Raw genomic sequence first — 23,701 nt, 5'->3', positions numbered from 1 at the left:
ACCATCCTACTGGTAGAGCCGGACAGCAGGGCATCTGCGACACCCCTGAGCTGCCCGTAGACGCAGTTTCGGCGGCCGCGCCACACCGCGGATACCGTCAGGCGCGGATCGCGGTGTCGCCGGGCGACGTGCGGCCGATCACGTCGCGCACGAAGTTCGCCGTCAGCCGGGCGATCTCGGGCGCATGCGAGAGCGGTGCCCAGTGCCCGGCAGTGGTCTCGCTGCGCCGCAGGTCGGTGACCCAGCGGTCGGTGTCCTCGAACGCGAAGGGCAGCACCGCCTTGTCCCTGGTGTTGACGATCAGCTGGACCGGGATGTCGGTCCGCCGGTCCCGCGGACGCAGGATCCGCTGCCTGGTGTTCGCGCGGTACCGCTTGAGTCCATTCGCGGCATCCCGGCCGATCGTGACCGCCGGCCGGGCCAGGGTCGGTTCCATCCGGTCGAACAGCGACAAAAACAGCGGCCAGCGCGGAGCAAGCAGGCGTCCGGTGACCAGCTCCGGCACGACCGGGATGTGGAAAAGCAGGGCGTAGAAGGAGGCCGCCCACTGCGCCGCGACCCGGGCCAGCCCCCTGGGTGTCGGGTTCCGCAGGTTTCGCCACATCCAGTGGCCGAGGTGATCGAAGCACCACCCCGAGGTGGACGTGAACGAGGCGATCCGATCCCCCGCGCCCGGCGCGCACACCGCCTCCCACGACTCCAGCGACCCCCAGTCGTGCGCGAGCACGTGCACGGGTTCACCGCGGCCGACGGCATCGACGACCGCGAACAGGTCGGCCGCAAGCAACTCCAGGTCGTAGTCCGCGACCCGGGTCGGCGAGGTCGACCGGCCCGCTCCCCGAGTGTCGTAGGTGACGACCCGAAAGTCGCTGCCGAGTTCGGCAACCACGTGGTCCCAGAGCAGGTGGGTGTCCGGCCAGCCGTGCACCAGCACGATCGTCGGGCCGTCCGGGTTCCCCTGCTCGAATACCGCGAGCTCGATGTCGCCGTTGCGCACCGTGGTGGCAACGGCGGGAGCGAGGAAACCGTTGGCGGGGTGGGTCATTGATACTCCTTCGACGGGTCAGAGATCGAGCACGAGACGCTCGCCCGCAGCCCGGGACACGCAGAGCAGCATGTCGGTCCGCTGCTCGTCCGGCGTGAGCCGGGCTTCCCGATGGTCGGGGACACCCTCGAGAACCCGGACGCGGCAGGTGCCGCAGAAGCCCTGCTGGCACGAGTAGCCGATCCCCGGCAGTCGCTCCCGGACCACCTGCAGTGCGGTGCGATCCGCGGGGACGGTCAACACCTCACCGGTGCGGGCGAGCTCGACGTCGAACGGTGTTCCGTCGAGAACATCTGGGGCGCCGAATCTTTCGATGTGCAGGGCGGTGGCCGGGGTGTGCGGGAAGCTCGCGCGGACCAGGTCGAGCATCGGCGCCGGGCCACAGCAGTACACCGCACCCCCCGGCGCGGCCCGTCCCAGCAGGTCGGCCGCGGCCGGCACGCCGTGCTCGTCGTCGGTTCGCACGAAAACCCGGTCCTGTTCCCATGATTCGATCTCATCGAGGAACGGCATCGTGTCCCGGGAGCGGCCGGAGTAGACGAACTGCCAGTCCATGCCGGCTGCCCGCGCGGCCCGCACCATCGAGAGGATCGGGGTGATCCCGATCCCACCTGCCACGAACAGCGCGCTGCCGCCGCCGACGAACGGGAACCCGTTGCGCGGACCACGCACCGTCACCCTCGCCCCCGGCTGGAGCGCGTGCATCTCGAGCGACCCACCCCCGCCGTCCGGGATCGCCCGCACGGCAACCGTGTACCGGGACCGGTCCGCCGGGTCCCCGCACAGTGAGTACTGCCTTCTCCTGCCCGACGGCAGGTGGAAGTCGAGGTGACACCCCGGCTGCCAGGCGGGCAGGTCGCCGCCGTCGATCGTGCCGAACGCCAGTGCAACAACCTGCTCATCCCGCGCGACGATCCGGCGGTCGACGACCTCGAGGGTCATGGCGGAATCCGGGTTGTGCCCGGCATGGTCACGGTTGTAGTCGTGGCCGGCGAGGACCCCGACGTAGCGCTCGGCGACCACCCCGAGGGCGGCCATCATCCGATCCGGGCGGCCCCGCCCGCGCAGGTCTGCGGGCACCGGCCCGGGTGTGCGGCGATTAATGATGGACGGCATGACTTCTCGCGTTCGACGAATCAGCGGACCGCGGCCTGCGCCGCAGGAGAGGAGGCCAGGTAGGCGACGGCCTGTGCGGTGGATCCCTCGCTGGACGGGTGGTAGTCGCGACGGAAGTAGCGGCTCATCCGGCTGACCAGATCGGTCGTTGTCGGGAGCACGCCCCGCCTGCCCGCCGCCCGGAAGTCCGACCAGTGCGGGCGGCGGCGGTGATGTGACCAGTTCGCGAGCTCGGGATCGTTGGCCATCAGGAACCGGGTGCCCCGGATCCAGAGGTACACCAGTGCCGGAGTTGCGATCAATTGCGTTCGCAGCCTTCGGCTTTCACGCTTGTCGAAGTAGCGCATGACGTCATAGGCGACCGAGCGGTGCTCGACCTCCTCGGACCCGTGCCAGCGCAGCAGGTCCAGCATCGTCGGGTGCACGCCCGCACCGTCGAGCGCCCGGGCGTTCAGCACCCAGTCGCCGAGGAAGGCGGTGACGTGCTCGATCGCCGCGATCAGCGCGAGCCGCTCGACGAGGTAGTTTTCCTTCCGGCCCGAGGTGAGCGGGCGCGGACCGAGCAGGTGGGTGAAGACCCAGTGCATCTGATCGGTGTACGGCGTGGTGTCGAGACCCTTGGCCTTCAGATGGTCGAGGACGCCGGAGTGCGCGTTTGAGTGCATCGCCTCCTGTCCGATGAACCCGGCGACGTCGCCGCGCAGCTTCTCGTCCTCGATCAGCGGGAGTGCCTCCTTGAAGGTCTCCACGAACCAGTCCTCGCCCGCGGGCAGCAGGATGTGCATCACGTTGAACACGTGCGTCGTGAAGGGGTCACCCTCGACCCAGTGCATCGGCAGGTCCGACCAGTCGAAGCGGACGTTGCGCGCCTGCAGCAGGATGTTGTCGGGTTCGAGCGCGGACGCGGTGGTGTCGACGGCCATCGGGCTCCCTTCGGCGACGCGACTGCATCGCGGTGACACAGTTCACTCCAGAAGAAGGTAACTGTAACACTGCGTAATAGGCAATCCCTGGCCTGTGGAGCCTCCGGTTACCCGTAGGTGTCGCGCGGGCCGCGTCCGCGCACGTGCCGTTCCCCCTTGCGCCAGCTCGGCGCGGTCGGCCCGGCGATCCGCAGGCTGGTGACCACCCCGTCCCCGACCGCGGCCGCAATCTTCGCGAGGATCTGGGCCTGCATCAGCCGCAGCTGCGTCGCCCACGCGGTGGATTCGGCGGAAACGCTGAGCACCCCGTCCTTCAACGCCACCGGCTCGGCGTGCGCGGAGATGTCCACCCCGACCACCTGCTGCCACCTGCCGAATACGGTCCCCTCCGACACCCGCGGCGACCAGCCGCGACTCTTCGCGACCGTACTGGCCAACGCCCCAAACGGTTGCGGATCCCTGGCATCGGGTCGGGCGCCGGACCAGCCCCGTCGGCCCGTGCCGCGCGTCCTGGGCTTCGGCGACGACCGGCCCTGGCCGACCGACTTGCCGCTGGCCTTCGCCGCGGCCCGCGCCTCCTCAAGCGCCCGGCGGGCCAGGTCGATGCCGCGCAGTTCGGGCTCCCCGCTTCCGGGTCGTGCACCCGGAGCATCCGCCTGCTCACTCATCGCGACTCCCTTCTCCGTCGATCATCCCAGCACTCCGCCCCGCCCGCGTCCCGCCGCACCACCCCGCCCCCTGACCACCCACCTCACTGACCACCCCGCCCCCTGACCGAATGTGGGATTCGGTCGGTCTAAGTGACCGAATCCCACATTCGGTCAGGGAAGTAGAGGGGTGGGGTGCTGGTGGGGTGGGGTCAGCGGACGGTGGAGGTGCGGCCGTCGGGGCGGTCGACGGCCTCGACCGCGAACCTGGTCGCGTGCAGCTCCTCGGGAACGTCCTCGGCGACGGCGGCGGTGATCAGCACCTGCTCGGCGTCGGCCGCCACCTCGGCGAGCGCCCGCCGACGCTTGCGGTCCAGTTCGGCGAACACGTCGTCGAGCATCAGCACCGGGTCGGTGCCGTCGGAGCGGAGCAGCGCGAACGCGGCAAGGCGCAGCGACAGCGCGAACGACCACGACTCGCCATGACTGGCAAACCCCTTCGCTGGCTGGTCCCCGAGCCGGAGTTCCAGGTCGTCGCGATGCGGTCCGACAAGGCAGACGCCGCGCTCAATCTCCCGCTGCCTGGCCTGGGCGAGTTCGTTGAGGAAGCACGCCTCCACCAATTCGACGTCGTCGCGGGTCCACCGATGCTGTGGATCGGCGAGTTCCGGCGGCAGCGACGCACCGAGACTCGACCGGTACCCGATCGAGGCCGGGCGGGACTCGGGTGCGATCCGCGCGTACGACTCCGCGACGTGCGGCCCCAACTCGGCGATCAGCCGCATCCGCCCGGCCAGCAGCTCGGCGCCGTGCGCGGCCAGATGGCCGTCCCAAACATCAAGTGTGGCAAGGGCACTCGTGCCGTCGGTCGACCTATTCCCGCGACGCAGCGCGCCGCTGGCGGTCTTGAGTAGCGCGGACCGCTGCCGCAGCACCTTGTCGTAGTCCGAACGGACCGCCGCCATCCGCGGAATCCGGCTGCTGAGCAACTCGTCGACGAACCGGCGACGGTCACCCGGGTCGCCGCGGACCAGGGACAGGTCCTCGGGCGCGAACAACACCCCGCGCAGCACCCCGAGGATCTCTCGGGGCCTGCGCAGCGGTGAGGTGTTCATCCGGGCCCGGTTGGCCCTGCCGTCGTTGATCTCCACATCGATCGAGAGTTCGCGGCCGTCGTTGACCACCACGGCGCCGATCTGGGCCGCCGTCGCCCCGGCCCGGATCAGCGGGGCATCCGTCGACACCCGATGCGACGACAGGGTCGCGAGGTAGCCGAGCGACTCGAGCAGGTTGGTCTTGCCGTGCCCGTTCGGACCGAGGAACAGGGTGATGCCCGGTCCGGGTTCGAGGGTGACGGCGTCCCACGATCGGAAGTTGCGGAGCGAGAACTTGCGGACGAACACCCTATGGCTGCCCGGATTCCGAAACGCGTTGCACCGCATGACCACCGAACTGGTTGCGGAGTGCCGACACTGCCTTCATCGCGGGCGAGTCGGCCTGCCTTGACGCAAACCGCGCGAACAGTGCCGCCGAAATAACCGGAGCCGGGACGGCGTGGTTGATCGCCTCCTCGACGGTCCACCGACCCTCACCGGAGTCCTGGGTATACCCGGAGATCGCCGCCAGGTCGGGGTCCTCCGCAAGCGCCTTGACGAGCAGGTCCAGCAGCCACGACCGCACCACGGTGCCCGTGGTCCAGGCCCGTAGCACGCCGTGCACATCGGTGATCAGGTCTTCTGCCTCGAGCAGTTCGTAGCCCTCGGCGTAGGCGTGCATCAGCCCGTACTCGATGCCGTTGTGGATCATCTTCGCGTAGTGGCCCGCGCCAACCGGCCCCGCGTGCACGAAGCCGTCGGCGCGTTCCCCGTCCGGACGAAGGGCATCGAAGATCGGCATGGCTCGTGCGACGTCGTCGTCCGCGCCACCGACCATCAGGCCGTACCCGTTTTCCAGGCCCCACACGCCACCGGAGACACCGCAATCGACGTAGCCGATCTCCTTCTGCGCCAGCAGTTCTGCGTGTGGCCGGTCCTCGGTGAACCGCGAGTTCCCGCCGTCGATCACCAGGTCGCCGCTCGTCAGCACGTCGGTCAGAGCGGCGATGGTATCCCGGGTGATCTGCCCGGACGGGACCATCACCCACACCACCCGGGGTGTATCGAGCGCGGCCGCCAGGTCCGCGAGCGAGGCCACGTCCGTGACCTCGGGTCGCGGGTCGTACCCCACCACCTGGTGGCCGGCCGCCCGCAACCGCTCCCGCATGTTGAAGCCCATTTTTCCGAGGCCGACCAATCCCAGCTGCATCGGGTGGCTCCCTTCGGTGGTGGACGTGCGGTGACGGTCTCGGGCCGCGGGAATCAGCCGGGAAGCCGGACCGGCATCAGCAGGTAGGTATAGGCGCTGTCCGGGGCTGCGAAGGTGCCGCCGTCGCCGGGCTGGGGTTCCTCGTCCTCGGCAGGCCGGAGCACGGCGGGGCGGCTCGGCGTGGTGAAGCCGAAGGTGACCCGGTCGCTGTGCAGCGAGGTCAGCCCCTCGGTCAGGTACGTCGGGTTGAACGCGATGGTGAGCGACTCGCCCTGGAACCGGGCCTCAAGGGCCTCCTCGGCGCGTCCGGCGTCCTCCCCGCCTGCGGCGAGCAGCAGCCCATCCTCGGAGAACTGCAGGCGGACCTGGGCGCCGCGTTCGGCGACGAGTGCGACGCGCTTGATCGCGTCGACGAGCGGGGCGACCTCGACGGTGGCGATGGCGGTGTGCTCGGGCGGCAGCAGCTGCCGGAACTTCGGGAACTCCGCATCCAGCAGGCGGGTGGTGGTGCGTCGGCCCTCACCGACGATGCCGAGCAGGCCTTCCGACCCAACCGACGATCCCGCACCGAAGGCCAACTCAACCGGCGAATTGGAGCTTCCCCCAAGAGTTTTCGCTGCCTCCGACAGGGTCTTCGCGGGGATCAGCACCGCGGCGCTGGTGTCGGGGTTGGTCGGGGTCCATTCGATCTGACGGACCGCGAGCCGGAACCGGTCGGTGGCGGCGAGGACCACGTTGCTGCCCTCGATCTCGACCCGGATGCCGGTGAGCATCGGCAGGGTGTCGTCCTTGCCCGCTGCGATCGCGACCTGACCGATTGCCTCGGAGAACACGTCGACGGGCAACGAACCGGTCTGCTGCGGCAGTTCGGGAAGCTGTGGATAGTCCTCGACCGGCATCGTCGGGAGGGAGAACTTGGCGCTGCCGCAGGTGATGAGCACTCGAGCACCGTCAACGACCAGGTCGACCGGCTTCAGCGGCAGGGACCGGGTGATGTCGGCGAGCAGCTTGCCGGACACCAGGGCCTGACCGGGATCGGACACCTCTGCCGAGATCCGAACCTGTGCAGAGACCTCGTAGTCGAATCCGGAGATCGTCAGGCCCTGCTCGTCCGCGGAGATCAGCACACCACCGAGAACCGGGACCGGAGGCCGTGACGGGAGACTGCGGGCCACCCATGCGACGGACTCTGCAAAGTCTTCCCGGGCGACCCGAAATTTCATGCTCCCGAGCTCCATCGCTGGGCTGATCCTCTCCGTAGATGCATCACCGTGCCACCGTCCGTCTCACACGACGGGGCAGAAGCCCACCGTAGGCCCTTCCGGTCGAAGTTTAAAGCCGAAACCGGCGCGTCACCTCGCCCGTCCGGGCGGCGCGGAGCGGCTGTGTACGAACGGACTCCACAGAACCTGTTTTCAAAGGGAGAACTGGAGAGAAATACAAGCAGTAGTAGTAGGTCCTGTGAAAACTGTGCAGAAGTCCCCTTCCTCGCTGGTCGCTGACCGTGTCGGCCTGGGGAGCCCGTGTGGATCGACGGGGGACGAATTGGGGACGGTTGTGGAGAACCGCTGAGTTGTTCATCGTTGTTCCCACACTGTCCACAGCGATTCCCTAGTTGTACACCGGGTTGTCCACAGTCGGACGGTGTTTGTGCGGAGTTGTGCACGGCACACGAAATCGGCGGTCCGTCCGGGTGGACGAACCGCCGAGGGGCGAGCGGGGTGCGGTCAGCGCTTGGCGCGCTGCTTGATCCTGGCGGTGAGTTCCTGCACCTGGTCGTAGACCTTGCGCCGTTCGGTCATCTCCTTGCGGATCTTCTTGTCGGCATACATGACCGTGGTGTGGTCGCGTCCGAACGCGTTGCCGATCTTCGGCAACGATAGGTCGGTCAGCTCCCGGCAGAGGTACATGGCGATCTGCCTGGCCTGGGACAGCGGCCGGGTCTTGCCGGGGCCGCACAGATCCTCGATCGCCATCCCGAAGTACTCGGAGGTGGCCGCGATGATGGTCGGCGCGTCGATCTCGAGGGGGGTCGAGTCCGGCAGCAGGTCCCGCAAGACCACCTCGGCGAGGGCGAGGTCGAGGGGCTGGCGGTTGAGGGACGCGAACGCCGTGACGCGGATCAGCGCGCCCTCGAGTTCGCGGATGTTGCGGTCGAGCCTGCTCGCGATCAACTCGAGGACGTCGTGCGGAACGTCGAGCCGGTCCATCCGCGCCTTCTTGCTGAGGATCGCGATGCGGGTCTCAAGTTCGGGCGGCTGCACGTCGGTGATCAGGCCCCACTCGAACCGGGTGCGGAGCCGCTCCTCGAGCGTCGCCAGTTGCTTGGGCGGCCGGTCGGAGGTGATGACGATCTGCTTGTTGGCGTTGTGGAGCGCCTCGAAGGTGTAGAAGAACTCCTCCTGGATGCCCTCCTTGCCCTCGATGAACTGGATGTCGTCGACGAGCAGGACGTCGGTCTCCCGGTAGCGGCGCTTGAACGCGACCTTGCGGTCGTCGCGCAGGCTGTTGATGAAGTCGTTCGTGAACTCCTCGGTGGAGACGTACCGGACCCGGATGCCGGGGAACAGTCGCTGGGAGTAGTGGCCGGCGGCGTGCAGCAGGTGCGTCTTGCCGAGGCCCGACGAACCCCACACGAACAGGGGGTTGTATGCGCGGGCAGGTGCCTCCGCGCAGGCGACCGCCGCGGCGTGCGCGAACCGGTTGGACGCACCGATCACGAAGGTGTCGAACGTGTACTTGGCGTTGAGGCTGTTGCCGTCGGAGCCGGCGGGGGCCGGGGCGGGCGGCTTGGTGAAGTACGCGGGCCACGACTCGTTGACGCTGGCGATGGCCTCGCCGTCCTCGTCCACCTCGTCGTGTTCGCCCGGGTCGGGTTCGAAGAGGTCGGCGTCACCGATGCCGGGCCTGCGTCGACGGAAGGCCTCCACGCTCACCGCTCCCGCGTTCGCGGACTCGGCTTCGGCCTGCCGGACCGAGGGCGGCGGCGCGGGCGCGGGCTCCGGGGCCGGGGCGGGCGGGGCCGGAGCGGGCTGGGCATCGGTGGGCGGGGCGACGCGGACACCGAGTCCCGCGACCCCCTCGTCGATGTGCCGGTTGAGGGTCTGCAGGATCGGTTCGCGCAGATCGCGTTCGATCGCCTCCTGGACGAACGACGAGGGCACCGACAGCAGCGCGAATCCCTGGGCAAGCGTCAGCGGCCGGACGAGCGCCAGCATCGCCTTCTGCGCCTTGGTGAGCGGGTGGCCTGCAGCGTCCGCGGTCAACTCGTCGAGGACGTCCACCCACACCCGTGCCAGGGTGTTCGCTTCCTCGTTCAACGTCGGCCCTCCCGGATCGGTGCGTGGGGAGTCGCCGCCGCTCGGTTGCGTCGACGATCGCGGGCTGTTCACCCCTGGGGATAACTTCCCCGCACAAGGCTACGAATATGCCACCTGAACAGTGTTTCCACACAATTATCCACAAGTGTGGATAACGTTTTCCGGTATCGGGTCGGGTCCGGACTGGGCCGGGAAACCCCAGCTCAATGCGCCTCCCACCTGCGATGATGCGGTCCTCTGCTGATCCGGTCCGCTCGCCGATGGTGCCGCGTGCCACACCTCGGGGCCGGACCTGTGCACAGATGTCAAGACCGGGCAAGCATCTCGGGTCACGTGGCGTGTCGGGACCCGTCGCGGTTTGACCTGACCGGCGGCGCTGCGTACTCTCGTACAGTCACCCGAGTTCGAGGTGGCGGTCTCATGCTGGCCACGTGTTGTTCACGAGAACGCGCGTGCCTCCGCGTGCCGTCGCCGATCGGGGAACACCCGAATCTCAGCTACAGATGGCGTCTCCCGGCGCCGACGATTTACAAGGAGTGTCGACCGTGGCCAAGGGCAAGCGGACGTTCCAGCCGAACAATCGCCGCCGCGCGCGTGTTCACGGCTTCCGTCTCCGGATGCGGACCCGTGCGGGCCGCTCCATCATCTCTGCGCGTCGCCAAAAGGGCCGCGCTACCCTCTCCGCCTGACCGCGTAGAGCGCGGGAGCTCGGGGTGCTTCCTGAGCCGCACCGGTTACGTCGTCGTGCGGACTTCGCGTCCACGGTTCGCCGTGGACGCCGCGCGGCCCGTCGGGATGTGGTCGTCCACGCCCTGACCGAGGCCACGCACGAGTCGCTCGTCGGGGATCCGGGTCCGCGTTTCGGTTTGGTTGTGAGCAAGGCTGTCGGGCCGGCGGTGATTCGACATCGAGTCGCGCGCCGGCTTCGTCATATCTGCGCGAGCCTGGTCGACGATGTGTCCGAGGGGACGTTCGTGGTGATCCGGGCACTTCCCGGGGCGGCAACCGCCTCGTCCGCCGACCTGGATCGGCAACTCCGATCCGGGCTGCGCAAGCTGAACCTCATCGGTGGGTAGGCCCCAATGACTCGCAACCTCTCGACAGGGACGGGGCCGTTCGGCATGATCCGGCGCGCCCCCGCGCGGGGCCTGATCTTCTGCATCGAGCTGTACCGCAGCTATGTCTCGCCGACCCGGATGCCGACCTGCCGGTTTGCCCCGACCTGCAGCGAGTACGCGGTCGACGCGCTGCGTGAGCGTGGCGCCGCGGTGGGAATGATCCTGACCGTGGTGCGCCTGCTCAAGTGCGGGCCCTGGCATCCTGGCGGCTGGGATCCGGTGCCACCGCGCGGATCCGGTCGTCACCGCGAGCGCGGTGCCGCGGACCTGGACACTGGTAAGCAACCCCACGATCTGCTGAACGTGGGCGAACAGAGGAGTACCTAGAGCCGTGCTCGACTTCATCTATTACCCGGTGTCCTGGATCCTGTGGGTCTGGCACAAGGTGTTCGGCTCCTTCCTCGGGGCAGACAACGGCTTCGCGTGGGCGCTGTCGGTGATGTTCCTGGTGTTCACCCTGCGCGCGATCCTGTACGTGCCCTTCGTCAAGCAGGTCCGCACCACCCGGCAGATGCAGGAGTTGCAGCCGCAGATCAAGGCGCTGCAGAAGAAGTACTCCAATGATCGCCAGCGGATGGCGCTGGAGATGCAGAAGCTCCAGAAGGAGCACGGGTTCAATCCGCTGATGGGTTGCCTGCCGGTGCTGCTGCAGGCGCCGGTGTTCATCGGCCTGTTCCACGTCCTGCGATCCTTCAACCGCACCGGCACCGGGTTCGGCCAGCTCGGGATGACGGTGGAGGAGAACGCCAACACCGCGAACTACGCGTTCTCGGCGGCGGACGTCCAGTCGTTCCTCGATGCACGCCTGTTTGGTGCCCCGATCGCCGCCGCGATGACCACCCCGAAGGCGCAGCTCGAGGCCTACGGTGTGCCGATCCCGACGGTGTGGACCATCGCGGCCGTCGCGATTCCGCTGATGATCATCGCGTCGGTGGCAACCCACTTCAACTCCCGTGCGTCGGTGGCCCGCCAGAGCGAGGCGGCGGCGGCGAACCCGCAGGCCGCGATCATGAACAAGCTGTCCCTGTGGGTCTTCCCGCTCGGCGTGCTCGTCGGCGGCCCGTTCCTGATGATCGCGATCCTGCTGTACTGGGTGTCGAACAACATCTGGACCTACGCTCAGCAGCACCTGGTGTTCCGGCGCATCGATGCGGAAGAGGAAGAAAAGAAGGCCAAGGCGCTCGAGCGGCGTGCCGAGAACGCGCCGAAGCCGGGTGCGAAGCCGGTCAAGCGCAAGGGTGCGGCGGCCGCGCAGGCCGTTGACGCCGGAACGGATGCGGCGGAGCCGTCGGACGGTCCGGACTCTCCCGCCCCGACCGCGTCCGACTCGAAGCCCAAGCCCGGTGCGAAACCGACCGGAAACCGCGGCAAGAACAAGCGCAAACGCTGAGGCGGCACCCGACTTCTGAGCGCGGCAGCGCTCCCCTTCACAGAGAAGAGAACGACGATGGCGAACGATCCGGCTACCGGACGGGACGGAGATGACGAGGTCGTGGCGGACGTGACAGTGGAAGCGCCCGTGGACGAGATCGACGAGGAGGACGCGCTCGTCGAGGAGGGCGAGATCGCGGGCGACTACCTCGAGCAGCTGCTGGACGTCCTGGACTTCGACGGCGACATCGACCTCGACGTCGAGGGCGATCGTGCGGTCGTGAGCATCGACGGCGGCGAGGACCTGGCGAAGCTGGTCGGGCGCAAGGGCGAGGTTCTCGACGCCCTGCAGGAGCTCACCCGGCTCGCCGTGCAGCAGGCCACGGGTGACCGCAGCCGTCTGATGCTCGACATCGCCGGCTGGCGCGCGGGCAGGCGCGCGGAGCTCACGGAGATCGGACTTGCCGCCGCCAAGCGGGTTCTCGACTCCGGCGAATCCGAGTCCCTCTCCCCCATGACACCGTTCGAGCGCAAGATCGTGCACGACGCGGTCGCGTCGGTCGAGGGCGTCTCCAGCGAGAGCGAGGGCGCCGAGCCGTCCCGTCGCGTGGTCGTCATCAAGGGCTGACGCTTCACCTCACGAGGGGCTCCCGACCGGATGGTCGGGAGCCCCTCGTCGTTGTGCGGTGTTTCACGTGAATCAGTGCACGGCGCGCTGGCGTTCCAACCCTTGCCTCACACCCGCGGGCCCGCGTCCGGCGCGCGGAGTCCGGTGGTCGGTCCGAGCGCACCGGGACGGCCTGGACCGAGAATTCATCCACAGGGTGGGGCGAGGCCTGTGGAATTCTCGGATGGTCTCGGGGATCCCCATGATCGGGCGTGTTTCCGTGACGCCGGGGTGGTGATCGCCTGTGGATAACCTCGATTTCGGGCGTCGACGCCGCGGTCGGGTCCGCCCGGATGTGGCGCCTCCCCACTCCCCGCGCCGCTTCGCGGACCGAACGTCGAATGGTGCTGCAGTACAGGGCAATTCGGGTGCGCTTCGGTGACCGGCGCGGACGGGTCGCCCGATGGGAGGTGATTCGTGTCCTTCGGTGTCCGGCCGGTTATCTCGACATGGGCACATTCCGTCACTGTGACGGTAGTGCGCTGCCGCGGGAGGCGGAACACTGCGGTGTGTGCTCGTCCCTCGCCCGGCCGATGTCCACCGGGCATCACCCGCGCGGTGGGTGCGGGGTGATGCGCGCCGGCGCCCTCCGCGGTGAGCGGCCCCGGTGCTCGATCTTCGCCGGCGGTGTCGTCGCCGGCGCCGACGCGACGGTGGGCCGGCCCAGCCCGTGCACGGGTCGTGCCCGCGGATTGGCTCCCCAGGCATCTGCGCGACCCGCGCCCATGCGGGTCGCGTCCGCTGCGGGCGTGATTCACGTGAAACATCGGGGGTGGTCCCCGGCAGGACCGGCCGGGGCGGACGTCCCGTCGGATCAGGTGCCCCCGGGGAACCCGGCCGTGTCGGGTGCGGGCGCGGCCGACTGGGCACCAGCCACACCGGCGTTCAGCCCCGCCTCCTGACGTCGCCGCCGCTGCGGCAGATGCGGTCCGCGCCGGAGCGGGGTCCGTGGAGGGGCTCCCGTCGCGCATCCGATGACGATCGGTGCGCCAGGTACGGCACCGAGGGAGGCGAGGCGCATCCCTGCGTCGGCCGGTGGCACGCCGGAACGGATCCCGCGCACGACCACGTGGCTGAGGCGGCACCGTCGGCCGTGCTGAATTGCGCGACCCGGATGGGCTCGCCTGCCGCCGTTCGGGTCGGTGGATGGGAGTGCGAATGCATGTCGTCGCACGCGCTCCGAGCGGCGTCGCGGGCGGTGCTCGTACACGACCGGCCGAATGCTTCCAGGTGGGGGCCGCGACTCTCCCGGGATTGCGTCCTCGGGCGTTGCGAAGGATGACCCTGCGGGTTTGCGTACCGCACCGCGACGGGATGGACGGGCTCGCGCCGGGCGCCGCCGATTCACGTGAAACATTCGAGGGGTCGCCCGGCCCTTGGCTAAGGGTCCGTGCTCGGCCAGGGTCGCGGTCGGCCCCTCCCCTCCCTTGGCCCTCCCCTCCCCCACTCCGGTGGCCGGTCGCCATGTTTCACGTGAATCGAGGGCCCTGCGCGTGTCGAGCGGGAGCCGGGTACGCCTGACCGGCGACCCCTCGTCGGCTGGGAACGGCGCCAGTCCGGCGGTCAGCCCGACCGGCACGTCGCGGTCGGCAGCTTCCACGCTGGCTGCGTGGTCGACCGTGCTGCGTCAGCTGGGTGTCCGCGGTGCAGCGGTACCGCAGGCCGACCGCGCCAGCGCGTCCGGGCGCCACCGCGCATCCGGGTGGCCCGCACCTCACGTCGTCGACCCGTGTCCCGATTCGTCCGGTCCGGTCGCCGCGTGGCGGGTCGTCCGTTTCACCGCGTTTGTCGAGGGTGACCAGGTCGCGCTGGCTCGAGGGGACGATCATCGATGATCCTTGGCCGCCCGCGGCGTCATCGATCGCCGGGCTGGCGCCTGTGGTGTGGCGGGCCTGCGCCCGACCTTGGGTGCGGTGACCCGGCCCGCCGGGGGCCGTCGGGGCGGAACGCGCCGCTGCCAGCTCGACGACATTCCGCGTCCGACCCACCCGCGACAGCATCAGATTCCCGGGCCGAACTCCGGATCTGCGCGGGACCGGCTGGTGGTGGGCCGCTCCGGCTATCGGACCGGAGGTGTTCCCGCGGAGTTCGCTGCGGATACGCAGGCGCGGCGGACGCCGGGACGCGCTGTCCGCGGGTACCGATGTCCGGGTGGCCGAGTGTGCGCCCGTGGTCGACGGCGTCGACCGGGACCAGGTCTACCGGCAGCGCGCTGGCCGGACGGTATCCCGCCGTCAGGCTCGTGGGATCAACCGGCAGCGTGGACGTCGCGCCCGGGCCGCCGGGGCGCGACGTCCACACCCCGCCGGTCCAACCGGTTCGCTGCGGTCGAGCCCACGCTGTTTCATTGATCGGCCGGGCCCGGCCGCGCGAGCAGGAGGGTGCCCCGGCTCCCACTCGACGGCCGTCTCGACGTCCCGCGTCCCGCTGGTGCCGACTGCGAAGACGGTCGGGTGTCCCGCCCAACCGGTTCGCTGCGGTCGAGCCCACCCTGTTCGGGTGGTGCGCGACCGGCGGTCGGCATCCCGATCCGATTGTCCGGGCCGGGCCGGGCCGGGTGCGTGGGCGGGCGGGTGCCCCGGCTCCCACCCCGGCTGCCGTCTCGACGTCCCGCGTCCCGCTGGCGCCGACCGCGACGCCGTCATGCCTGTTCCTCCGCGACGGTGTCCGGCGCACGGGCATGGGTCCCCGTCCCGCACGGGTGCGCCGGGCCGGACCATCGCCGTCCGGAGAATGTCGCTCCCGCCGGCTCCGCACCTGCGCGGGGGAAGCCGATACGGCAGCGGTGCTGGCGGCGACGACAACGCCCCCGGGCGGAAATTGGATGCGCGGGCGCCGACATGAGGATCCCCGCGAATGCACCGGGCCCGCCGATTCCTCCTCACCGGCGGATCGGTCCGTGCTTCACGTGAAACATGGCCGCGTCGCGAGGCCTGGTGGCGCACCGCCGACACCGTGTCGGTCCGTCACCGTGCGACGTAGTCGGCGGGCGCGCCCCCTCGGTCCGCCGGGCGCCATCCCGGATCCGCTCAGCCGCCCGCGGTCCGGCGTCCCGGGGCGCTCGTCCCCCCCGATGGCGGTGGGTTGCCGACGCCGCGTGTTCCGGGGCGGCGCCCCTCCCCTCCCCCGCCGCCGGATCGACCGGACGTTGTCGCGTCCCATCGGCCGGGGTGCATTGCAAGCACGGGGTCCACGCTGTCACTGTGACGCGCGAACCGAGCACGCCTTCCGTCGGCGACCCGGGAGCATCTGATGTCCGTCGGCGAGACACGGCCTGTTGGTTTGTGGAATCCCGAGTGCACACGGGAAGATGTTTCACGTGGAACCCACCGACCCCATCGACCTCACCGACGCCGCACACCGTGTGTTCGGGGACCGTTTCGCGCTGGCCCAGAAGTATCACGATTCCCTCGCGACGGATGGCGTCGAACGTGGTCTGATCGGGCCACGGGAGGTCCCGCGGCTGTGGGAACGGCACCTGCTCAACTGCGCCGTGCTCGGTGAACTGATCGGCGAGGGCGAGTCGGTCGTCGACGTCGGAAGCGGTGCGGGTCTGCCCGGCATCCCGCTCGCAATCGCCCGACCCGACCTGCGGATCACCCTGGTCGAGCCGCTGCTGCGGCGTTCGGTCTACCTCGCCGAGTTCATCGAATCGGTCGGCCTGGATGTGCGGGTGGTTCGGGGTCGGGCGGAGCAGGCCGGGGTGGTACAGGAGGCGGGCGGCGCCGATGTGGTCACCTCCCGCGCCGTCGCCCCGTTGGAGAAGCTGGCGCGGTGGTCGCTGCCGTTGATCCACGAGCACGGCCGGATGCTGGCGATGAAGGGGTCCAGTGCGGCCGAGGAGATCGAGCGCGATCGCGCTTCCCTCACCCGCCTGGGGGCTGGCAAGCTGGAGATCGTCGAATGCGGCGCCGACGCCCTCCCGACACCGACGACCGTGGTTCGGGCGGAACGGATTCCAAAGCGATCGCATCGCCGATGACGTCGAGGATCGGTGGGACCGGCGGTCGAGTGACTTCGAGTGAGGAGCAATACATGTCGGGTGGACCCGAAGCAACTGTTTCACATGAAACGGACCCCAATCCCTCGCGTTCCACCGACACCGCACGCTCGACCGACCCGAGTGCCCACGCCCCCGGCCCATACGACGGCATCTCCCTCGAGGAGACCCCGATCGGGGCCGCCGCGCAGCGCGCCAGCCAGGTCCTGCATCCGGGGAGTGTGACCCTGCCGAAACCGAGCCGGCGACGCATGCTCACCGTCGCGAACCAGAAGGGTGGCGTCGGGAAGACCACCACGGCGGTCAACCTGGCGTCCGCGCTCTCCGTTCAGGGGCTCACCGTCCTCGTCGTTGACCTCGACCCGCAGGGCAATGCCAGCACCGCGCTCGGCATCCCGCACCACTCCGGGGTGCCGTCCAGCTACGAGCTGCTCATCGGCGAGGTCAGCGCGAAGGAAGCGGTCCAGCAGAGCCCGCACAGCGAGCGGCTGTACTGCATTCCCGCGACGATCGACCTCGCCGGCGCCGAGATTGAGCTGGTCTCGATGGTCGCCCGCGAGAACCGACTCAAGAGCGCCCTGTCCGATGCGTTCCTATCCGACCTGGACGTCGACTTCGTGCTGATCGACTGCCCGCCGTCGCTCGGGCTGCTCACCGTCAACGCCCTCGTCGCGGTCAACGAGGTCCTCATCCCGATCCAGTGCGAGTACTACGCGCTCGAGGGGGTTGGCCAGCTGCTCCGCAACATCGAGATGGTCAAGTCGCATCTCAACCCCGACCTGCACGTGTCGACGGTGCTGCTGACCATGTACGACGGCCGGACCAAGCTGGCCGACCAGGTCGCCGAGGAGGTGCGGAACCACTTCGGGGAGGCGGTGCTGCGGTCGGTGATCCCCCGCAGCGTGAAGGTCTCCGAGGCTCCCGGCTACGGGATGACCGTTCTCGACTACGATCCCGGATCACGCGGCGCCATGAGCTATCTCGACGCCGGACGTGAACTCGCCGCCCGTACCGCATCGATCACATCGCAGGAGAACTAGTGGCACAGAGAAGCAAGGGCGGTCTCGGCCGCGGGCTCGCGTCGCTCATCCCGCCCGGCCCCGACGCGGGTCCGCGTCTCGGCAACGCCGCAGCCGACATCATCATCGGCAACGGAACCGCCCCGGCGGCGACGACCACGGACGGCGGCCCCCTCCCCTCCCCCACCGAGGCGGCACCCGCCGACGGCGCAGGGAAGGCCACCAGATCGGGTCGGCCGCAGGCCAAGGCGTCCAAGACGCAGGCGAAGACCACCGGCAAGGCCGCTGCGACGGCCAAGACCCCGGAGCTGGCCCCGGTGGACGGCGCCGTCTATCGGGAGATCCCGGCGGCACAGATCCAGCCCAACCCGAAGCAGCCGCGGTCGGTGTTCGACGAGGAGGCGCTCGCCGAGCTGGTGCATTCCATCCGCGAGTTCGGTCTGATGCAGCCGATCGTCGTGCGGGCGACCGGGCCGGACACCTATCAGCTGGTGATGGGTGAACGGCGGTGGCGGGCCAGTCAGGCCGCCGGGCTCGAGTCGATCCCCGCCATCGTGCGCGAGACGGGCGACGGCGACATGCTGCGGGACGCCCTGCTCGAGAACATTCACCGGGTGCAGCTGAATCCGCTCGAGGAGGCGGCGGCGTACCAGCAGTTGCTCGAGGAGTTCGAGGTCACCCACGAGGAGCTGGCTGCCCGTATCGGGCGCTCTCGCCCCGTGGTGACCAACATGATCCGGCTGCTCAAGCTGCCGATTCCGGTGCAGCGCCGGGTCGCCGCGGGGGTGCTGTCCGCGGGGCACGCCAGGGCGCTGCTGTCGCTGGAGGCGGGCGCCGAGGCGCAGGACCTGCTCGCCGCCCGGATCGTGGCGGAGGGCCTGTCCGTCCGCGCCACCGAGGAGGCGGTGACGCTCGCGAACCGGGACGGTGGGGAATTGCCCACTCCCCCGGTCAAGCGCAAGCCGATCCAGATGCCGGGTCTGCAGGACGTCGCGGACCGGCTGTCCGGCGCCTTCGACACCCGCGTCACCGTCAGTCTCGGGAAGCGGAAGGGCAAGATCGTCGTCGAGTTCGGCTCGGTGGACGATCTGCAGCGGATCGTGGAGATGATGGAGACCTCCGGCGCGGAATAGTGCCGTCAGGGACCCCGGCGTGAAACGTCACCGTGACGTTTCACGCCGGGGTTTCCTCTACCTGTCCCGCCGGACGCACTGAAATGCAGTGCCCCCCAACGTCATCCGATGCGCCTCCGGTCGGGAACGGCCAGGACGATCGGGATCGCCTATCCTGGATGTGGTGATGACCCGCGGTCGCCGACCCCGGGTCCGAGACGTGACGTCGTGGAGGCGAGAGACAGGGTGTCGATGCGCATCAGTCCGCTCACCCTCGACGGCTTCGATCGGCTTCCCCGGCACTCCCGCCGCTGCATCTTCTGGGAGATGGACCCGGACGCGCTGCGCAACTCCCGCGTGTACGCGGACCCCGAGTTCGAGAAGGAAGCCTGGCTGTCGATGGTCATGCTCGAGTGGGGCTCCTGCGGGCAGGTCGCGACCCTCGAGGGGCGGCCCGCGGGGTGTGCGCTCTACTCGCCGCCGGGCAACGTGCCCCGATCCACCCTGTTCCCCACCTCCCCGGTGAGCCCGGACGCGGTCCTGCTGACCACGATGCGGCTCGAACCGGCCGCCGAGCTGGACGGGGTGGGGCCGAGCCTGATTCAGGCCGTCGTGAGCGATCTGGTGCGGCGCGGCGTGCGTGCGCTGGAGGCGTTTGGCATCGTCCGTGGACCCGACGACGACCGGACGCCGGGCAGCACTCACCAGTGCGGGCCGACCGAGTGCATGATCGACGCCGGGTTCCTCGCCGACATGGGCTTCGAGGTGGTCGCGGCGCACCACCGCTACCCGCGGATGCGTCTCGAACTGGACCGCGATCACGGCTGGAAGGCCGACGTCGAGTCCGCCCTGGAACGGCTGCTGATGTCCGCAGCGGTGACCACCGCCGACAGCGGCGCGCGGTCCACCATCGGCGTCTGACCCGCACCGCCGCCCCGCTCGCCGGGCAACGGAACCGGACCGTCAGGCCCGTTCGGCCTTCGCGAGCTCCTCGGCGAGCAGTTCCTTGAAGGTGTAGGTGCCGGTCGGCTGATCGTCCTGACCCAGCAGGTACAGGCGCTTGACCGCGATCAGGATGGCCTCGGCGATGATGTCGCGATTCCGCGGATTGATCAAGGTTTTGACGTCGGAATCGTTTGTGAGATAACCGATGTCGATCTGAACGGTCGGCATCGTGGTGAGGCGCAACAGGTCCCAGGATCGACCGTGCGATCGGCAATCCTGAAGTGGTGCGCGCGCAACGATTTCACGCTGAATGAAGTTGGCGAGGACCTGCCCGATCCGGGAAGTGGCGCCGTGTGAGTTGCCGAAGTGGAAGCTGGCGACCCCGTTCGCGTTGCGGCTCGGGCTGCTCGCACAGCGCAGCGAGATCATCAGGTCCGCGTCGAACGAGTTGGAGGTTGCCGCGCGCTCCGCGGTCGACGGGTTGCTGCTCGCCGGGTGCGACAGGAACGTCTCCATGCCGGTGGCGGCCATCCGCCCCTCGAGCCGGCTCGCAACGTCCCACAGGATCTCGGCCTCGGTGATCGGGCCGTTCGGCGTCGCCAGCACCATGCCGGTCGTTGCGCCGCCGAGATCGGGGTCGATCACGATCCGCTTGCCGCTCAGCTGCGGTCCGGACCGTCGGACCGACTCCTCCTCGGTGATCGCGTGCGGCGAACCCCCGGTGACCCGGGTGCCGAGCAGATCGAGCGAGCGCAGCGTCTGCGGTCCGCAGATGCCGTCGGACGCGATGCCGATCTCCCGCTGGAACGAGGACAACCCCTCGTGCGTCTTCGGGCCGAAGTAGCCGTCCACCCGGCTGGAGTAGAAACCGAGGTCCTGCAGCCGGGTCTGCAGCGCGGCGACGTCGTCGCCGTACTGCGGCGCGGACAGCTGGTACGCGAGGGTGCGCGCGCCGAGCCGGTACGAGGCCTCCCGCAGCGCCCGGTACGTCGCGGTGCCGACGACGCCGTCGACGAGCAGGCCGCGCTGCTGCTGGAACGCGCGTACCGCGCTATCGAGGTGATGGTCGAACACGGCGTCGGGGGCCACCCACTGCGAGCCGTTCACCGGCTCACGGGAGGTCAGCGACACGCCGCCGCGGAGATATCCGAGGGCGGACAGGGTGCCTCGAATCTCGGCAACGGCGGGACCGTGATCGCCGTGACGGAGTCGATGCATACGTGGGAACCCTTCCTCGTCCTGACGGCAATACCCAGTGGGTGATTCTCGCAGAAGCCCCCGGGATATCGGGAATCCCGGGGGCTGTTGCGATCGCTACAGTACGTCGGAAAGGTCCTTGAGCAGTGCAGCCTTGCCCTTCGCGCCGACAATTTGCTTCACCGGCTTGCCGCCCTGGAACAGGATCATCGTCGGAATCGACATGACCTGGAAGTCCCGCGCCGCCGACGGGTTGGCGTCGATGTCGAGCTTCGCGACGGTCAGCTTCTCGGCGTGTTCCCCGGCGATCTCCTCGAGCACGGGTGCGACCATCTTGCACGGTCCGCACCAGGTCGCCCAGAAGTCGACCAGAACGGGCTTCTCGGAGTCGAGCACGTCCTGCTGGAACGAGTCGTCGGTGATGGTGATGGTGTTCGCCATGGTGTCTCCTCGGGGACGGGTGGGTGGTGTGGCCAGGTCAGGCGTCGACGGCGACGGGGCGACCGGCCGCGTCGACGGTGTTGCCGGTGATGTCGCCGCGTTCGGCGAGCCACCGCTCGGCATCGATCGCGGCGGAGGCGCCGGTGCCCGCCGCGGTGATCGCCTGCCGGTAGGTGTGGTCGACGAGGTCACCGGCGGCGAACACGCCCTCCACCGCGGTGTGCGTGGTCGGGGACTGCACCCGCACGTACCCCTCGTCGTCGATGTCGACCTGACCCGCGACGAGTTCGCTGCGCGGATCGTGACCGATCGCGACGAACATGCCGGTCACCGGCAGCGTCGACTGCTCACCGGTGACGGTGTCGCGGAGCACCAGACCGGTGACACTGCTCTCGCCGAGCACCTCGACCGGCTCGGCGTTCGTGACGATCCGGATCTTCTCGTTGGCCTTCGCGCGCTCGAGCATGATCCGGGACGCGCGGAACTCCTCGCGGCGGTGCACCAGGGTGACCGAACGGGCGAACCGGGTCAGGAAGGTGGCCTCCTCCATCGCGGAGTCGCCACCGCCGATCACCGCGATGTCCTGGTCCTTGAAGAAGAAGCCGTCGCAGGTGGCGCAGGCCGACACGCCGCGGCCCAGCAGCGTCTCCTCGCCGGGAATGCCGAGGTAGCGGGCGGCCGCGCCCATCGCGAGCACCACCGCGTGCGCGTAGTAGGTCTCGCCGTTCGCGACGACCTTCTTCACCGGACCGGTCACGTCGAGCTCCTCGACGTCCTCGGTGCGGATGTCGGCGCCGAACCGCTTCGCCTGCTCACGCATCTCGTCCATCAGGTCGGGGCCCATGATGCCCTCCCGGAACCCGGGGAAGTTCTCCACCTCGGTGGTGGTCATCAGGGCGCCGCCGAACTGGGTGCCCTCGAACAGCAGCGGCTGGAGTTCGGCGCGGGAGGCGTAGACGGCTGCGGTGTATCCGGCGGGTCCGGAACCGACGATGATCAGGTCACGAACCGAGGTCGGGGTAGTCATGCGGGCCTTCCAGGTAGTGGACGTCGTCTGGCTCAACACCAGATTATGGGGTGATGTTCCCCGGTACGGCCCGTCCGGCGATGAACGCCACATAGGGCTCGACGAGGGCGGCGGCCCGCGACTGCACGCCGGTGGCGTCGCTGCCCGCCTCGATCTGGCGGGTCGCGGCGTGCACGATCGCGTTCACCAGGTCCGCGGTCTCGGCCGCATCGGGGACTCCAAGCTCGGCCAGCGCGGTCACCAACGGCGCGGCAAGGCGGGCGTGCATCTCCGCCCCGGCCGCGCCGACCTTCTCGCTCGGGGCGATCGACGAGATCGCGGAGGCGATCGCATGCTCCCCCTCGGCGACCAGGTCGAGGTTGACCCGGACGTACGCGAGCACCCGCCGGTCCGCCGACCCGGCCGCCGCCATCTCCCGTTCGACTCGGGTGGACCAGCGCGGAAAGGAATCCTCGATCAGCGCGTCGAGGAGGTGCTGGCGGGACTTGAAGTACTGGTACATGCTCGATCGGGCCAGTCCGGCGCGGGCGGCGACGTCCGCGAACCCGGGGATCTCCGGGGTGCCTTCGGCGAGCACCTCGCGAGCGGCGTCGAGAAGGGCCCGCTGCTGGGCGGCCCGGTGCTCGGCGACGGTCGGTGCAGTGATACGCGGCAACGCCGTCCCTCCCGGTGGGCCGGTCCGGGTCGTCCGGACGGTGGTGGTGCGCCCCCGATTCGCGTCGTGACCGGGCCGCAGTGGTCGAGGACATCGTAGTCGGGTGCCCCGGCACCGATGGCCGGCGCCCGATGTCGAGGCAGGGACGGGTGACCCGGCACGCCGCGGCGGGTCGTGTCCGGTGGTCGGACCGGCCCCGGTAGTCGACAATGACGGGCAATGAATGCCACCGCTTCGGGCCGACCCCGTGACCCCCGCATTGACACACAGGTGCTCACAGCGACGCGAGAGCTGTTGCTGGAGTTGGGTTTCGACGGCCTCAGTGTCCGTGCCATCGCGGTTCGCGCCGGCGTGAGCCGTGCCGCGATCGCCCGCCGCTGGGACTCGAAGGCCCAGTTGGTGCTCGACGCGGTGCTCGGCGTGACCCCGGACCTGACGCCCTTCGACGGCGCCGACCGGGAGGGCTGGATCCGCTGGGTGGTCACCGGCAGCTCCGAACTGTTCCGGCGGCCGGAGGTGCGGGCCGCGGTGCCCGGACTGCTGGCCACCCTCCGCGACCACGACGACCTGCGCGCCGCGCTGTGGCGCAACTTCGCTGGCCCGGCGACCGCGCTGCTCCCCGGACCCACTCCCGGCGCCGGAACCGACCCGGACACCGCGCGCGCCCTCATCGCGCTCGGCGCAGGCGCGGCGATGTTCCTGTCGCTGATCGCGCCGAGCGAGGACACCGAGGGCGTGCGCGGCGCGATCCTGTCGATCCTGCTGCCCGGTGCAGGCGCCGACGCTCCCCGGTG

21 protein-coding genes and 1 pseudogene are annotated in these 23,701 nt (G+C 69.5%); 10 read left to right on the top strand and 12 right to left on the bottom strand.

Going from position 1 to position 23,701, the window contains the following annotated elements; translation table 11 throughout:
- Nucleotides 1-97: 97 nt before the first annotated feature.
- The 8 genes from ACFWPA_RS01855 to dnaA all read right to left on the bottom strand — a co-directional run bounded on the left by ACFWPA_RS01855 (nt 98) and on the right by dnaA (nt 9,355).
- Entirely contained in the window at nt 98-1,045 is a 948-nt protein-coding gene (locus ACFWPA_RS01855; RefSeq protein WP_378569559.1) for an alpha/beta fold hydrolase, read from the bottom strand.
- 18 nt (nt 1,046-1,063) lie between these two features.
- The gene (locus ACFWPA_RS01850; protein WP_378569558.1) at nt 1,064-2,161 is read right to left on the bottom strand and encodes a PDR/VanB family oxidoreductase; all 1,098 of its coding nucleotides are present in this window, start codon (nt 2,159-2,161) and stop codon (nt 1,064-1,066) included.
- A gap of 20 nt (nt 2,162-2,181) precedes the next feature.
- Nucleotides 2,182-3,084: a metal-dependent hydrolase gene (locus ACFWPA_RS01845; protein WP_378508688.1), complete on the bottom strand. Its 903-nt coding sequence runs from the start codon at nt 3,082-3,084 to the stop codon at nt 2,182-2,184.
- Between the two features lie 107 nt (nt 3,085-3,191).
- Nucleotides 3,192-3,752, bottom strand: coding sequence for a DUF721 family protein (locus ACFWPA_RS01840; protein WP_378508687.1), 561 nt, complete (start codon nt 3,750-3,752; stop codon nt 3,192-3,194).
- Nucleotides 3,753-3,943: 191 nt separating this feature from the next.
- A complete protein-coding gene (gene recF / locus ACFWPA_RS01835) occupies nt 3,944-5,134 on the bottom strand; it encodes a DNA replication/repair protein RecF (protein ID WP_378508686.1) in 1,191 nt (396 codons plus the stop codon).
- A 1-nt stretch (nt 5,135) separates the two neighbouring features.
- Nucleotides 5,136-6,089, bottom strand: coding sequence for a phosphogluconate dehydrogenase (NAD(+)-dependent, decarboxylating) (gnd, locus tag ACFWPA_RS01830; protein ID WP_378508726.1), 954 nt, complete (start codon nt 6,087-6,089; stop codon nt 5,136-5,138).
- Nucleotides 6,089-7,273 carry a DNA polymerase III subunit beta gene (gene dnaN, locus ACFWPA_RS01825; RefSeq protein WP_378508685.1) on the bottom strand — a complete coding sequence of 395 codons (1,185 nt, stop codon included), beginning with the start codon at nt 7,271-7,273 and terminating at the stop codon, nt 6,089-6,091. The genes gnd and dnaN overlap by 1 nt, the downstream gene beginning before the upstream one ends.
- Before the next feature lie 489 nt (nt 7,274-7,762).
- On the bottom strand, nt 7,763-9,355 hold the full coding sequence (gene dnaA, locus ACFWPA_RS01820; protein WP_378508684.1) for a chromosomal replication initiator protein DnaA: 1,593 nt from the start codon (nt 9,353-9,355) through the stop codon (nt 7,763-7,765).
- Nucleotides 9,356-9,900: 545 nt separating this feature from the next.
- On the opposite strand from dnaA, the gene rpmH reads away from it, so the two are divergent.
- From rpmH to ACFWPA_RS01775, 9 genes are all read left to right on the top strand, one after another.
- Nucleotides 9,901-10,044: a 50S ribosomal protein L34 gene (gene rpmH, locus ACFWPA_RS01815; protein ID WP_137876442.1), complete on the top strand. Its 144-nt coding sequence runs from the start codon at nt 9,901-9,903 to the stop codon at nt 10,042-10,044.
- A 24-nt stretch (nt 10,045-10,068) separates the two neighbouring features.
- Nucleotides 10,069-10,431 carry a ribonuclease P protein component gene (gene rnpA, locus ACFWPA_RS01810; protein ID WP_378508683.1) on the top strand — a complete coding sequence of 121 codons (363 nt, stop codon included), beginning with the start codon at nt 10,069-10,071 and terminating at the stop codon, nt 10,429-10,431.
- A gap of 6 nt (nt 10,432-10,437) precedes the next feature.
- On the top strand, nt 10,438-10,800 hold the full coding sequence (yidD, locus tag ACFWPA_RS01805; RefSeq protein WP_378508682.1) for a membrane protein insertion efficiency factor YidD: 363 nt from the start codon (nt 10,438-10,440) through the stop codon (nt 10,798-10,800).
- A 4-nt stretch (nt 10,801-10,804) separates the two neighbouring features.
- Nucleotides 10,805-11,863, top strand: coding sequence for a membrane protein insertase YidC (gene yidC, locus ACFWPA_RS01800; protein ID WP_378508681.1), 1,059 nt, complete (start codon nt 10,805-10,807; stop codon nt 11,861-11,863).
- A gap of 57 nt (nt 11,864-11,920) precedes the next feature.
- Nucleotides 11,921-12,472 (top strand): protein jag, encoded by a 552-nt coding sequence (locus tag ACFWPA_RS01795; RefSeq protein WP_378508680.1) that lies wholly within the window; start codon nt 11,921-11,923, stop codon nt 12,470-12,472.
- A gap of 3,349 nt (nt 12,473-15,821) precedes the next feature.
- On the top strand, nt 15,822-16,493 hold the full coding sequence (gene rsmG / locus ACFWPA_RS01790; protein ID WP_378569557.1) for a 16S rRNA (guanine(527)-N(7))-methyltransferase RsmG: 672 nt from the start codon (nt 15,822-15,824) through the stop codon (nt 16,491-16,493).
- Nucleotides 16,494-16,546: 53 nt separating this feature from the next.
- Entirely contained in the window at nt 16,547-17,551 is a 1,005-nt protein-coding gene (locus ACFWPA_RS01785; protein ID WP_378569556.1) for a ParA family protein, read from the top strand.
- Nucleotides 17,551-18,663, top strand: a complete 1,113-nt coding sequence (locus ACFWPA_RS01780; RefSeq protein WP_378569555.1) for a ParB/RepB/Spo0J family partition protein — start codon at nt 17,551-17,553, stop codon at nt 18,661-18,663. The genes ACFWPA_RS01785 and ACFWPA_RS01780 overlap by 1 nt, the downstream gene beginning before the upstream one ends.
- 225 nt (nt 18,664-18,888) lie before the next feature.
- Complete coding sequence (locus ACFWPA_RS01775; protein WP_378508676.1) at nt 18,889-19,563, top strand: GNAT family N-acetyltransferase; 675 nt, start codon at nt 18,889-18,891, stop codon at nt 19,561-19,563.
- 42 nt (nt 19,564-19,605) lie between these two features.
- On the opposite strand, the gene ACFWPA_RS01770 is transcribed toward ACFWPA_RS01775, so the two are convergent.
- The 4 genes from ACFWPA_RS01770 to ACFWPA_RS01755 form a co-directional block, all read right to left on the bottom strand.
- Nucleotides 19,606-20,805, bottom strand: coding sequence for an N-acetylmuramoyl-L-alanine amidase (locus ACFWPA_RS01770; RefSeq protein WP_378508675.1), 1,200 nt, complete (start codon nt 20,803-20,805; stop codon nt 19,606-19,608).
- A 96-nt stretch (nt 20,806-20,901) separates the two neighbouring features.
- Complete coding sequence (gene trxA / locus ACFWPA_RS01765) at nt 20,902-21,225, bottom strand: thioredoxin (RefSeq protein WP_378508674.1); 324 nt, start codon at nt 21,223-21,225, stop codon at nt 20,902-20,904.
- A 37-nt stretch (nt 21,226-21,262) separates the two neighbouring features.
- A complete protein-coding gene (gene trxB / locus ACFWPA_RS01760) occupies nt 21,263-22,252 on the bottom strand; it encodes a thioredoxin-disulfide reductase (RefSeq protein ID WP_378508673.1) in 990 nt (329 codons plus the stop codon).
- A gap of 43 nt (nt 22,253-22,295) precedes the next feature.
- A complete protein-coding gene (locus ACFWPA_RS01755; protein ID WP_378569554.1) occupies nt 22,296-22,907 on the bottom strand; it encodes a TetR/AcrR family transcriptional regulator in 612 nt (203 codons plus the stop codon).
- A 219-nt stretch (nt 22,908-23,126) separates the two neighbouring features.
- Between ACFWPA_RS01755 and ACFWPA_RS01750 the strand changes: the two are divergent.
- Nucleotides 23,127-23,690 (top strand): annotated as a pseudogene (locus ACFWPA_RS01750) (helix-turn-helix domain-containing protein); the annotation flags it as partial.
- Nucleotides 23,691-23,701 lie beyond the last annotated feature (11 nt).

Source organism: Rhodococcus sp. NPDC058505 (genome assembly GCF_042720095.1).
Taxonomy (GTDB): Bacteria; Actinomycetota; Actinomycetes; order Mycobacteriales; family Mycobacteriaceae; genus Rhodococcus_G.
Note: the sequence above shows the minus strand (reverse complement) of the source record. Positions and strands in the feature narration are given on the sequence as shown.